Here is a 12,047-nt window from a genome sequence, read left to right as displayed (position 1 = left end):
TCACGCATAGAGGCGCTCTACGGCACTGCCGTTTTCGCGGAGATAATCCTCGAACCGGTCGACCGGCATCGGTCGACCGACGAGGTAGCCCTGGATTTCGCCGCATCCGAGCTGCCGCAGCATATCGAACTGGGCCCTGGTCTCGATCCCTTCTGCCGCGACGCTCATGCGCAGATCGCGCGCGAGATTGATGATTGCTTCAACGATCGCCCGGCTGTCCTGATTGGTTTCGAGATCTGAGATAAACGACTGATCAATTTTCAGCTTGTCGAAGTGATAGCGACGCAGGTAGCTCAAGGAGGAGAAGCCGGTTCCGAAGTCGTCGAGGGCGATCCTGAGCCCCAGACGGGAGAGCGCTGCAAGCGTCCCTTCCACGCCGGAGCTCATGTCCATCAGAAGACTTTCCGTCACTTCGAGTTCGAGCCGATTGACCGGAAGGCCGCTCTGTCTCAGCGCCGACTCGACCAGTGGCAAGAGGCCCGGGCCGAGAAACTGCCGCGATGACAGATTGACGGCGATGCGGATATGGGCGGGCCAGTTGACTGCGTCCTTGCAGGCCTGGCGCAGCACAAAGCTGCCGATGGCGCCGATCTGGCCGGTCTCTTCCGCAATGGGGATGAACTCGCCAGGGCTGATCGCTCCCAGCGTCGGATGGCTCCAACGGACGAGAGCTTCGGCACAGACGATGTGCCGGCTCTGGGCATCGACGAGTGGCTGGTAGTTGATATCAAGCGTTCCTTCAGCGATCGCCAGCGCCAGTTCGCGTTCGATCAGGCTGCGGCGGCGGGCGGCGGCGTCCAGGGAACTGTCGAAGAACCGATAGCGATTTCTCCCGTCGGCCTTCGCCCGGTAAAGCGCAAGATCGGCACTACGCATCAACTGGTCGGGATCGATGCCGTCGATCGGCGCACAGGCGATGCCGATACTGACGCCGATATGTGCCGAACCGGACCGCAGGGTAATGGGTTTCTGGAGGGTATTGATGATCCTTGCGGCGAGGCTTGCTGCGCTTTGTGGATCGTCTCCCGACAGGTGCAGTATGGCAAATTCGTCGCCGCCGATGCGGGCGAGCGTGTCTGCATCGCCGCAGAGCTGGCTCAAAATGCTCGAGACGACCCGCAGAAGTTCGTCGCCGCCAGCATGTCCAAGGTTGTCGTTGATCTGCTTGAAGCGGTCGAGATCGAGAACGAGGACGGAAAACGCGTCGCCGAGACGATCGTAGCGGGAGACAGCGCGGGCGAAATCCTCGGCCAACATGACCCGGTTGCCAACCTCCGTCAGGGGGTCGTGGCGGGCCATGTGCTCGATGCGCAGACGGCTCTCCCGGCTGGCGGTCACATCACGCCCGACGCCGCGATACCCCTTGAAATTGCCATGCTCATCCAGAATTGCCTTGGCGGTCAGTGACCAGATCGCCAGCTCGCCGCCCAGTTCGACGCAGATGTCCTGGTCGCGAAACGACTGACGTTTTTCCAGGCAGGCCTCAAAATTCTGCCGGCAGTCTAATCCGTCTATGCCGACGGTTGAGAATGGCATGATGTTGATCAGTGGCTTGCCGACCACCATGCCCTCGGGCACCTGGAGCTGCTCATAGAAGCGGATCGATGCCCGCTCCATGTTCATGCCTTGGTCGACGCCCCAGAGCCAGTCGGCGGCATTTTCTTCGAAATCATTCAGGAGAAGGTTGATCACATCACGCTGTTCGTCGGCGGCAAGCTTTGCGCGGACACGTTCGGTGAGACTGTTGCAGACCGCCAGTGAGGAACGGATGATGATGGCGGCAAATACCAGATAGAGAACAAAGAGGTAGGCTCCGACGATCGAAGGATCGCGTGAGAGCGCGATGGCTGCGCCCACGGCTACCGTGCTGCAGAAGACGAGAGAGGCCGGCGGCACCGTCGCCAGCGCAAAGCCGCCTCCGCCGGCCATGCCGACCGTCAGCGCGATCAGCACCATTCTCTGCGTTTCATCGGCCGTGTGATAGGCCACGACGTCGAGCATTGCCCAAAGGCCGCTCAAGAGAAATGCGTAGATGACGGCACGGCTCGTCCCGCGGATGCTCGCCCGCTCTCGCGGCCCTCGTTTGCGGTTCCGCCACCAAGTATAGCTGGTGTAGACAGCGACTGCGAGAATGAGGCTGCAGACAACGAAGACCGATGTCGATGACGGGCTATCCTTGAACGCAAATAGTGTCAGAAGCGCATTGCAGAGATTGGCGACCATCATCCACGGAGTCGTGGCCGCCATGACGGATAACCGGATGGCCCGGATGCGCGATGCTTCGTCGGCTGTCTGCCCACTCTCACCGAGGCGCAGGAAGCGGTCGACCATGTCTGCAACGGAAGCCGCTATACGCGCCGGGATTGTTTTCTCCATGGCGCGATATTTAGCATCTACTTTTTAAGTCTGAGTAAATTGGTCGTTTCGTTTTTTTCGTATCTTGAGAGTTCTCGAGGTGGTCCGATACAATACGTGTCGTTTCAATTGAGGATGTGTATCCGGCACCTTGGGGTGGTCAAAGTCTCTGTTCCGGTAATGCTCCATACCAAGGCGCCGCATCACGGCGATCGATCGGTCATTGTTCTGGACTGCGAAGGCGTAGATTTTGGCGAGCCCCAAGGCGGTCAGCCCATGCTCGACAAGTCTTTCCGCGGCTTCGGTGACATAACCCTTTCCCCAGAACCGCGTGGCAAGACGCCAGCCGATTTCAACGGATCCCTCCGGCAGGATGCCGGGCAAGTCGACGGGAGCCAGGCCGCAAAAGCCCATGGCTTCGTCGGTGTCGCGATCGGCGAGGGCGTAGAAGCCTAGCCCGGTCCCGGTGATCATGTCGCGATTGCGGTTGAACAACTGGTCGCATTCGGCATGGCTGCGGCGAAACGGAAAGAAGGCCATGACCTTCTCGTCCCGATTGATTTCACGAAACAGATCACGGTCTTCGTCCCGCCAATTGCGAAGAACGACCCGCTCTGTTTCGACAATGATCATGGAAGGTCGGTTACCCCGTGACGAAATCGGTCTTGCGATAGCCCTGGAGATAGAGGAGGGCGGTGAGGTCGCCGTGATCGATTCGGATACTGGCTTCCGCGGCAACGGCGGGTTTGGCATGCAATGCGACGCCCGATCCCGCAATGCCGAGCATGCCGAGATCATTGGCGCCGTCGCCGACGGCAATCGTGTCTTCAGGGGAAATACCGAGCCTACGGGCGATGTCGAGCAGCGCATCCACCTTGGCCTGTCTGCCGAGGATCGGTTCCGCGACCGCCCCCGTCAGAAAGCCGTCACTCTCGATGAGAATGTTGGCGCGGTTTTCGTCGAAGCCGAGCGTGGCGCCAATCCTGTTGGTAAACACGGTAAAACCGCCCGAGACGAGTGCGGTATACCCACCCCTGGCCTTCATCGTGGCGATCAGTTCGCGGCCACCTGGCGTCAGTGTGATGCGTTTTTCGATCACCTCGTCGATTACCGTAATCGGCAAGCCCTTGAGCAGTGCCACGCGCTCGCGAAGGGCCGGTTCGAATGCGATCTCCCCGTTCATGGCGCGTGCGGTGATTTCAGACACCTTTTCCTTCAACCCGACTTCGGCTGCCAGTTCGTCGATGCATTCCTGGCCAATCATGGTCGAATCCATGTCGGCGATCAGGAAGGATTTGCGGCGGGTTTCGGCGTCCTGCACGGCGATATCCACGGGCTGGCCTGTAATGACCTCACGCAATCGGCGCTCTGCCTCAACCGCGTCCGTGCCGTCCGGGATCGGGATGTCGCAGGCAATGCCGTCGGCAAGCCAGTAGAGCCGCGTCGATGCGACCGCATCTGCTGCCCTCTCGGCGAGCGCCGGGGTCAGAACAGGGTTTGACGGATTGGCGACAAGCGTGGCAACCAAGGCCATGATGGAAGATCCTAGCAAGAACTCAGACGCGATCCTGATAACCGGGCCGACCGCCAGCGGCAAGTCCGCGCTCGCGCTCGATTTTGCCCGACGCCATGGTGGCATCGTGATCAATGCCGACAGCATGCAGGTTTACGACACGTTGCGGGTGGTGACCGCCCGGCCGAGCGCGCAGGAGATGGACGGGGTTCCGCACGAACTCTACGGCCATGTGCCCGCATCGCGCAGCTACTCCACCGGGGACTGGCTGAGGGAGATGGAACAACTCCTGCGACAGCTGAAGGAGAAGGGGCGTCTGCCGGTCATCGTCGGCGGGACGGGGCTCTACTTCAAGGCGCTGACGGGAGGACTTTCGGACATGCCGCCCGTGCCGGATGCGCTGCGGCGTGAAATACGGCGCAGGTTGGAGGTGGAAGGGGCCGCGATTCTGCATGCAGAACTGGGCAGACTGGACCCGACGGCAGCGCAAAGGCTCAATGCCAGTGATGGCCAGCGGATCGTCAGAGCCCTGGAAGTGTTTCGCGCGACGGGACGCTCCATTGTCGAATTCCAGAAGCGCTCCGGGCCGATGCTGATCGACCCGGAGCGCTCGCTGAAACTTGTCGTCCTGCCCGACAGAGCCCTGCTCCACGATCGGATCAACCGGCGTTTTGCGATGATGATGGAGGAGGGGGCCGTCGAGGAGGTAGAGGCGCTGCTTGCGCTTGATCTTGCGCCCGAAATGCCGGCCCTGAAAGCAATCGGCGTGTCGCAGATTGCCGATATGGTGGCGGGCCGGATCAGCCGCGCAGAGGCGACCGATCGAGCCTCTGCGGCGACGCGGCAATATGCCAAGCGGCAGATGACCTGGTTCCGCAATCAGGTGGATGAAAGCTGGCAGCGCATCGACCCGGTTACATTCCGGATCGGTTGAGGTTCTTTCAATCGCGCTTGTAGAGGCTCGACAGCGGCTTTTTCAGAATGCTTTCCCGAAGCGAGGAGCTGCCCTCGCGGCGCAGTGGTTGCGAGGCGAAGGTCGCGGGTGCCGGCTCCGTCGCGTATGCGGGGGCAGGGGCAGGCATTTCGGTGCGCGGGCGGACGCGCTCCTCCATGCCGGCACGTGGAGGCATGTCGGCACGGGGAAGCATGTCGGGACGATAAGGCTCGATCGGTGGCGTTTCCGACGATGGCAATGTGTGTCGCTGGACCGGCGGGTCATAGGCAGGCCGCGTGACAGGTGGCGGCGGCGCGAGCGGCATGCTGCTCGCCATTGGTCGAGGAGCCTGAGGCGGAGCGAGAGGCTGGCTCATGCTGCCGAAACCTTCGTCATCATCTTCGAACTCCTCATCGTCGTAGATGCCCTCTGGCGCAAGCGGAATGTCAACGCGGCCGAGGCCATTGTCGAAGCTCTGCTGAAAGGCCGAAATGTCGGGGCCGGCAACGGCGCGCATACGACCGACGATGTTGCGAAGATCGACCGTATCCGGTGTTTCCTCCGTGTTTTTCGCGGTAACGCCGTTCGCCTTGGGCAATGCCGATTCGTCGACGCGCGTGAAGCGCATGCGCATGGGAACGGCGATCGCCTCGCCAAAGGCGATGGCTTCACCATTGCCGATGGACGAGATGAAGCTGGTGGTCGAGATGGAACTGTCGGGGATCGCCGAGCGGATGATCTCCTGATCGCGGTCGTTGGCGAGGCGCATGGCAAAGAGCGTCGAGCACTGCGAAAGGATGGTCTGGTCGAGTTCTCCGGGGCGCTGGGTGATCACACCGAGCGACACGCCGTATTTGCGGCCTTCCTTGGCAATGCGGGCGATGGCCTGTCGGGTCGGGAAGAAGCCGAGATTGGGGTCGGCGGGGACGTAGCGGTGAGCTTCCTCGCAGACGACAAGCATATGGATTGCACCGTTTGACCACAGCGCAAGTTCGAAGGCCATGCGGCAAAGCACCGAGGCAACGGAGTTGACGACTTCGGAGGGAATCCCGGCCAGTTGGAAGGTCGAGACCGGGCGATCGTCTCCCGGGATGCGGAAGATATGCGCGATCGTCTCCATGATCGTGTCGCTGATCGTGTTGTTGGAGAACATGAAGTGATAGCGCGGGTCGTTGACCGCGGACATGATGCGCATCTTGAGTGACCGCAGGAAGGGTTTTTCACCGCGCCCCTCGAGCCGGCCGATGCGCTCGTCGATGAGCGCCATGAGGTCGGCGATGCGGTAGGGGACGGGCGTGTCTGCCGTCATCGAGCTCTTGTCGGCCATGCGGCGCATCAGGGCGCTCTCATTGCCGCGGAAGGCGCGCTTTGCTTCGGGCATCAAATCGCGAAGAATATCGAGTTCCTCCGCCACCGGCGGTCGACCACGGAAGAGGACCTCTGCGAATTCGTCCAGGCGCATCAGCCAAAAGGGCAGGTCGAGCGTATCGGTGTCGATGACGACAGCGAGATCCGGGAAGGCGGCGGCAAATTCGTTGTGAGGGTCGAGGATCAGGACGCGGAGCTTTGGGTCGCTCTCGATCGCCTTGCGCAAGAGGAGCGAAACGGCTGTCGATTTGCCGACGCCGGTCGACCCGACCACGGCAAAATGCTTCGACAGCATCGAGGGGATGTGAATGGTCGCGTCGATCGTCTCGTCCTGGGTCAGCTTGCCGATGACGGCCGTGTCGTTGAGGCGGGTGTCGTAGATGCGCAAGAGGTCGGCCGCACGAATGCGATGTGCGATGGCGCCGAGATAGGGATAGCGCGAAATGCCGCTGGAGAAGGTCTCTTTCCCGTCCTCCTGGACATAGACCTCGCCCATGAGCTCGACCTCGATCAGGAACTGGTTGTCGGCGCCTTCGCCCCAGTCCTTGCCTTCGGTCTGCATCGAATAGGCCAGTGCCACGACGCGGTTCTTGCCGACAGTGATGGAGATCAGTCGGCCGACGGACCAGAGTTCTGTGAGATCGGTGCCGCCTTCCGCAGCGACGGCGGAAATGGTCGCGCGCGAGCCATTGCAGGCGACGACGCGCCCCAACATTCGATTGCCTGGCCGCATACCATCGCGGCGCTCCTGGTCTCCGGCGTCGCCGGACTTGTGAAGATCATCGTTCAACAAGCGCGCATTCTCCCTGCTGGCGCAAGCTTAGGACTGAGCGCTTAAAATATGGTGTATTTCGTTAAAGCGGCCGCGAAGATTGAAGGCTTCGGCGCAACAAACTTTCGCGAGCCGTCAGCAAAAGTTACGAAAGATGCGTTGACGCTGGGCTGCTTTCTGGCTAACACTTCGCTCCATGAAAAACTCGGTTGCACTTATCGTGGTGGGACGGCGCATGGGCAGGATGGTGTAACCATCCGGCGATAGCCACCCATGCGCTAGATGACAGGCTCCTCAAGGGGCCTTTTTTTATGCCCTGAACCGGGTTATCAGCCCAAAAACCAAGAAGGCAGATGGAAACACAGCATGACGGGTAAAGACAATCAGATGACTGGCGCCGAGATCGTCCTGCGCGCGCTGAAAGATAACGGTGTCGAGCACATCTTCGGCTATCCCGGCGGGGCCGTGCTTCCGATCTATGACGAGATCTTCCAGCAGGACGAAATCCAGCACATCCTGGTTCGTCACGAGCAGGGCGCCGGCCATGCGGCGGAAGGCTATGCGCGTTCGACCGGCAAGGTCGGCGTCATGCTGGTCACATCCGGTCCCGGCGCTACCAATGCCGTCACCCCGTTGCAGGACGCGCTGATGGACAGCGTTCCTCTGGTCTGCATCTCCGGTCAGGTCCCGACCTCGCTGATCGGCTCGGATGCGTTTCAGGAATGCGATACCGTTGGTATCACGCGTCCCTGCACCAAGCACAATTGGCTGGTCAAGGACGTCAACCAGCTGGCTAGCGTGATTCATGAGGCCTTCCGTATCGCCCAGACCGGTCGCCCTGGCCCGGTTCTCGTCGATGTGCCCAAGGACATCCAGTTCGCCACCGGCACCTATACACCGCCGGATTCGCACAAGGCCTTGAAGAGTTACCAGCCGAAGGTCACCGGTGACGCACGCGCAATCCAGGCCGCCGTCGAACTGATGGCTACGGCCCGTCGGCCGGTGATCTATTCGGGCGGGGGGGTCGTCAATTCCGGCCCGGAAGCCACCAAGCTGCTGCGCGAGCTCGTTTCGCTCACCGATTTCCCGATCACCTCGACGCTGATGGGCCTCGGCTGCTATCCGGCCTCGGGCAAGAACTGGCTCGGCATGCTCGGCATGCACGGTTCCTACGAAGCCAACATGGCCATGCATGATTGCGACGTGATGGTCTGCATCGGCGCGCGCTTCGACGACCGCATCACCGGGCGCCTGAATGCGTTTTCGCCGGATTCGAAGAAGATCCACATCGATATCGATCCGTCGTCGATCAACAAGAATGTCCGCGTCGACGTGCCGATCACCGGCGATGTCGGCCGGGTTCTGGAAGACATGGTTCGCGCCTGGCGGGCCCTGCCGAAGAAGCCAGAGGCTTCCCAGACGGCCGATTGGAATACGAGCATTGCCAAGTGGCGGGCCCGCAATTCCTTCGCCTACACGCCGTCCAAGGATGTCATCATGCCGCAATACGCGTTGCAGCGGCTCTATGAACTGACCAAACATCGCGATACCTACATCACGACCGAAGTCGGTCAGCACCAGATGTGGGCGGCCCAGTATATCGGCTTCGAGCAGCCGAACCGCTGGATGACCTCGGGCGGTCTCGGCACCATGGGCTACGGCCTGCCGGCTGCCATCGGCGTGCAGGTCGCGCATCCCGATGCGCTGGTCATCGATGTCGCGGGCGACGCCTCGATCCAGATGTGCATCCAGGAAATGTCCTGCGCCATCCAGTATGAGCTGCCGGTCAAGGTGTTCATCCTGAACAACCAGTATATGGGCATGGTGCGCCAGTGGCAGCAGCTGCTGCATGGCAACCGTCTGTCGAACTCCTACACGGAAGCCATGCCGGATTTCGTCAAGCTGGCGGAAGCCTATGGTGGGGTCGGTATCCGCTGCGAGAAGCCTGGCGATCTCGATGGTGCCATCCAGGAAATGATCGACGTCAAGAAGCCCGTCATCTTCGATTGCCGCGTCGCCAATCTCGCCAACTGCTTCCCGATGATCCCGTCGGGCAAGGCGCATAACGAGATGCTGCTGCCGGACGAGGCGACCGACGAAGCCGTCGCCAATGCCATCGATGCCAAGGGCCGTCAGCTCGTCTGACCGGGAGGAACAGAACCATGAACGCACATCTTCAGCCGACCGGTTCGGCCTATTTCATCGCCAAGGAAACGTCCGCCATCGAGAGCCATACGCTCTCGGTGCTGGTCGACAATGAGCCGGGCGTTCTCGCTCGTGTCATCGGCCTGTTTTCCGGCCGTGGTTACAATATCGAGAGCCTGACCGTTTCCGAGACCGAGCATGAGGCGCATCTGTCGCGCATCACCATCGTCACGCGCGGCACGCCCGGTGTGCTCGAACAAATCAAGGCGCAGCTCGAGCGGATCGTACCCGTACACCGGGTGCTGGACCTGACGGTCAGGGCGCGCGAACTCGGCCAGGAACGGCCAATCGAGCGCGAAGTGGCGCTGGTGAAGGTCGTTTCGACCGGCGAGATGCGGGCCGAAACGTTGCGTCTGGCCGATGCCTTCCAGGCCAAGGTGGTCGACGCGACCGTCGACCACTTCATCTTCGAGATCACCGGCAAGTCGTCGAAGATCGACCAGTTCGTCTCGATCATGAAGCCGCTCGGCCTCAACGAGATCTGCCGCACCGGGATCGCCGCGATGAACCGTGGTCCGCAGGGCATGTAAGGACTTCGGGATTTCCCGAAATAACAAAAGGGCGACCTTTCGGTCGCCCTTTCTGTTTTCAGTTCATGCCGAGCAGGTCGAGAAGGCCCATCTGCTGTGGTGCCGGAGGCAGATCGGCGTCCGCCTTTTTCGGCTTTTCCCTGGCGGGTTTCTCGGTCTTCTGAGCCTTCGAGGCTTTGCCAGGCTGCTGGGCGGATAGTTCTGACTCTGCCGGGCCGGCCTTTTTCTTCGAGGGCTTTTTGACCTTTATGGCCGTGCCCTCCCTAGCCACTGCCTCGGCTTCTTCGCCCGCGACTTCGGTCGCGGTCAACATCGCTGCCAGCGCATGCCGCAGGGCTGCAGGTTTCAGGCTGTAATGGATGTATTGCCCCTTCTTCTCGCCTTCGATCAGCTCGGCATTTTCCAGGATCGAGAGGTGCTGGGAGATCGAGGGCTTGGCCATGTCGAAACGGGCTGCGATCTCGCCGGCGGTCAGGGTCGCCTGGGAGAGGTGTAGCAGCATCATGCGGCGAGGATCGGAAGCTAGCGCATGGAAGACGCGGGACGAGGTCTTGTCCATCGCCGGGTGCAGGTCGGTCTTGCCGCGTTTCGCCATGTGGTCCCTCAGCCGTGCGGCTCTCTCTCCGCAATTCTCGAATTAGGCAATCTCCTAATTTCCTGAGGGGCTGGCGTAAAGTGCCGCAAATGCAGGGCCTGTGGATAGATCACGATTTTCCGATGCTGGGGAGAGGATCGGGAGCGCTTGCTCCTCCACCGTTTACAGCATCTCCAGCGGCACTTTGCGCGCCGGCGGTGGGAAGGCGGCATCGAGGCGCGCCCAGTCATCCTCGGATATGTCGAGATCAACCGCCTCGCGATTTTCCTGCAGGCGGCGAGGGCTCGAGGTCTTCGGGATCGGGATCACCCCCTCACGTTCCAACAGGAAGGCGAGGGCGACCTGGGCCGGGGTGGCCTGGTACGCCTTGGCGATGTGGATCAGTTCGGGATTGTCCAGAATTCGCCCTTGCTCGATCGGTGAATAGGCCATGACCGGAATGCCGTGCTCCTGGCACCAAGGCAGAAGATCGAATTCGATACCACGGCGAGAGAGATTGTAGAGAACCTGATTGACGCTGCAGTTCTTGCCGTCAGCCACCTCGAGAAGTTCTTCCATGTCGCCGATGTCGAAATTGGAAACACCCCAGGCGCGTATGCGGCCAGCGGCCTTCAGTTCTTCCATGGCGGCAACCGTGTCGTCGAGCGGGTACTCACCCCGCCAGTGCAGGAGATAGAGGTCGAGATGATCCGTGCCCAGACGGTCGAGACTGGCGTGGCACGCCTTGATGGTGCCGCTGTAACTCGCGTTCCATGGAAGGACCTTGGAGACGAGGAAAGCGTCCTCGCGCCTGTCCTTCAACGCCGTGCCGACAATGCGTTCCGCGCCGCCGTCACCATACATTTCGGCGGTGTCGATTACTGTCATTCCGAGATCGAGCGCCAGCCTAATCGTATCGATTTCGACTTTTGCGACGGACTTGTCCACGCCCATCATCCAGGTGCCGAAGCCGAGGCTCGGGACGTCCTCGCCGCCCGGCAAGGTGACAGTCGGAATGGCGTCGTGCATCGTGCGGTCCTCGCTTGTGTCGTCATCAAGATAACCACACGCATCGGCGCAGCAAGCGTCAAATGACGCAGTGCTCTCCACTGGGGGCCCTTCGTGTCACCGTCACAAGATTGCGGATGGTTTGTGAGGATGGGCCAGCTAGGCTCACCTCAAGATCTGGAGGAGAAACATTCATGTCGGTCGATACGCTGCTCGCGCTCGCCCTCTTCGCCTTCGCGACCTCGATCACGCCGGGACCGAACAACATGATGCTGTTCGCCTCGGGGGTGAACTTCGGCTTCCGGCGGACCATTCCCCACATGTTCGGCATCGGTGCCGGCTTTCTCTCGCTGCTGATTGCCGTGGGGCTTGGTCTCGGCGCGCTTCTGGCCGCTTATCCACCGGCCTTTGTCGCGCTCAAGGTCGCAGGTGGGCTCTACCTTCTCTGGATCGCCTGGAAAATCGGCTCGTCACGCTCGATGGGCAAGGGCGAGGCAAAGGCCCGCCCGATGACCTTTCTCGGCGCGGCCGCCTTCCAGTGGGTCAATCCGAAAGCCTGGGTCATGGCGATCACGGCGATGGCGGTCTATCCTGACCCGGAGCAATATGCTCTGACAGTTTCGATCGTCGCGCTGGTTTTTGCCGCGGTCAACGTGCCCAGCGTGTCGACCTGGGCCGGCTTCGGTTCGGCGCTGCGCGAGTGGCTCTCGGTGCCGGTGCGGCTCAAATGGTTCAACATCACCATGGCTTTGCTCCTGGTGCTCAGTCTCTGGCCCATGCTGAAATAG

General features: G+C 61.1%; 10 protein-coding genes. 4 read left to right on the top strand and 6 right to left on the bottom strand.

What is annotated here, in order from left to right:
- Genes QTL56_RS06360 through serB form a run of 3 tightly spaced genes read right to left on the bottom strand, consistent with a single transcriptional unit; the run spans window position 1 to window position 3,889 of the window.
- The gene (locus QTL56_RS06360) at window positions 1-2,376 is read right to left on the bottom strand and encodes a putative bifunctional diguanylate cyclase/phosphodiesterase (RefSeq protein ID WP_245136596.1); all 2,376 of its coding nucleotides are present in this window, start codon (window positions 2,374-2,376) and stop codon (window positions 1-3) included.
- 24 nt (window positions 2,377-2,400) lie between these two features.
- Window positions 2,401-2,988, bottom strand: a complete 588-nt coding sequence (locus QTL56_RS06355; protein WP_245136597.1) for a GNAT family N-acetyltransferase — start codon at window positions 2,986-2,988, stop codon at window positions 2,401-2,403.
- A 10-nt stretch (window positions 2,989-2,998) separates the two neighbouring features.
- Window positions 2,999-3,889 (bottom strand): phosphoserine phosphatase SerB, encoded by an 891-nt coding sequence (gene serB / locus QTL56_RS06350; RefSeq protein ID WP_245136598.1) that lies wholly within the window; start codon window positions 3,887-3,889, stop codon window positions 2,999-3,001.
- Between serB and miaA the strand changes: the two genes are divergently transcribed.
- Window positions 3,888-4,802 (top strand): tRNA (adenosine(37)-N6)-dimethylallyltransferase MiaA, encoded by a 915-nt coding sequence (miaA, locus tag QTL56_RS06345; RefSeq protein WP_245136599.1) that lies wholly within the window; start codon window positions 3,888-3,890, stop codon window positions 4,800-4,802. The genes serB and miaA overlap by 2 nt on opposite strands.
- Window positions 4,803-4,809: 7 nt before the next feature.
- Here miaA and QTL56_RS06340 read toward each other — a convergent pair whose 3' ends face one another.
- Window positions 4,810-6,963, bottom strand: a complete 2,154-nt coding sequence (locus QTL56_RS06340) for an ATP-binding protein (RefSeq protein WP_245136600.1) — start codon at window positions 6,961-6,963, stop codon at window positions 4,810-4,812.
- A gap of 366 nt (window positions 6,964-7,329) precedes the next feature.
- Here QTL56_RS06340 and QTL56_RS06335 point away from each other — a divergent pair, with 366 nt between their 5' ends.
- Together QTL56_RS06335 and ilvN are read left to right on the top strand one after the other, a co-directional pair.
- On the top strand, window positions 7,330-9,087 hold the full coding sequence (locus tag QTL56_RS06335) for an acetolactate synthase 3 large subunit (RefSeq protein ID WP_370660350.1): 1,758 nt from the start codon (window positions 7,330-7,332) through the stop codon (window positions 9,085-9,087).
- Window positions 9,088-9,104: 17 nt separating this feature from the next.
- A complete protein-coding gene (gene ilvN / locus QTL56_RS06330) occupies window positions 9,105-9,677 on the top strand; it encodes an acetolactate synthase small subunit (protein WP_076398065.1) in 573 nt (190 codons plus the stop codon).
- Window positions 9,678-9,735: 58 nt separating this feature from the next.
- Here the strand turns inward: ilvN and QTL56_RS20920 are convergent, their stop codons facing one another.
- Both QTL56_RS20920 and QTL56_RS06320 read right to left on the bottom strand, forming a co-directional pair.
- On the bottom strand, window positions 9,736-10,272 hold the full coding sequence (locus QTL56_RS20920) for a metalloregulator ArsR/SmtB family transcription factor (RefSeq protein WP_280640725.1): 537 nt from the start codon (window positions 10,270-10,272) through the stop codon (window positions 9,736-9,738).
- Between the two features lie 162 nt (window positions 10,273-10,434).
- Window positions 10,435-11,280: an aldo/keto reductase gene (locus QTL56_RS06320; RefSeq protein ID WP_245136602.1), complete on the bottom strand. Its 846-nt coding sequence runs from the start codon at window positions 11,278-11,280 to the stop codon at window positions 10,435-10,437.
- Window positions 11,281-11,453: 173 nt separating this feature from the next.
- Here QTL56_RS06320 and QTL56_RS06315 point away from each other — a divergent pair, with 173 nt between their 5' ends.
- Window positions 11,454-12,047 carry a LysE family translocator gene (locus tag QTL56_RS06315; protein WP_245136603.1) on the top strand — a complete coding sequence of 198 codons (594 nt, stop codon included), beginning with the start codon at window positions 11,454-11,456 and terminating at the stop codon, window positions 12,045-12,047.

Source organism: Peteryoungia algae (assembly GCF_030369675.1).
Taxonomy (GTDB): Bacteria; Pseudomonadota; Alphaproteobacteria; order Rhizobiales; family Rhizobiaceae; genus Allorhizobium; species Allorhizobium algae.
This window is presented reverse-complemented; position numbering and strand designations above follow the sequence as displayed.

Excerpts from the sequence above, each read along its gene's own strand:
- QTL56_RS06335 (WP_370660350.1), top strand. The coding sequence starts at position 7,330 with ATGACTGGCGCCGAGATCGTCCTGCGCGCGCTGAAAGATAACGGTGTC.
- ilvN (WP_076398065.1), top strand. The coding sequence starts at position 9,105 with ATGAACGCACATCTTCAGCCGACCGGTTCGGCCTATTTCATCGCCAAG.
- QTL56_RS20920 (WP_280640725.1), bottom strand. The coding sequence starts at position 10,272 with ATGGCGAAACGCGGCAAGACCGACCTGCACCCGGCGATGGACAAGACC.
- serB (WP_245136598.1), bottom strand. The coding sequence starts at position 3,889 with ATGGCCTTGGTTGCCACGCTTGTCGCCAATCCGTCAAACCCTGTTCTG.
- QTL56_RS06360 (WP_245136596.1), bottom strand. The coding sequence starts at position 2,376 with ATGGAGAAAACAATCCCGGCGCGTATAGCGGCTTCCGTTGCAGACATG.
- QTL56_RS06355 (WP_245136597.1), bottom strand. The coding sequence starts at position 2,988 with ATGATCATTGTCGAAACAGAGCGGGTCGTTCTTCGCAATTGGCGGGAC.
- QTL56_RS06315 (WP_245136603.1), top strand. The coding sequence starts at position 11,454 with ATGTCGGTCGATACGCTGCTCGCGCTCGCCCTCTTCGCCTTCGCGACC.
- miaA (WP_245136599.1), top strand. The coding sequence starts at position 3,888 with ATGATGGAAGATCCTAGCAAGAACTCAGACGCGATCCTGATAACCGGG.
- QTL56_RS06320 (WP_245136602.1), bottom strand. The coding sequence starts at position 11,280 with ATGCACGACGCCATTCCGACTGTCACCTTGCCGGGCGGCGAGGACGTC.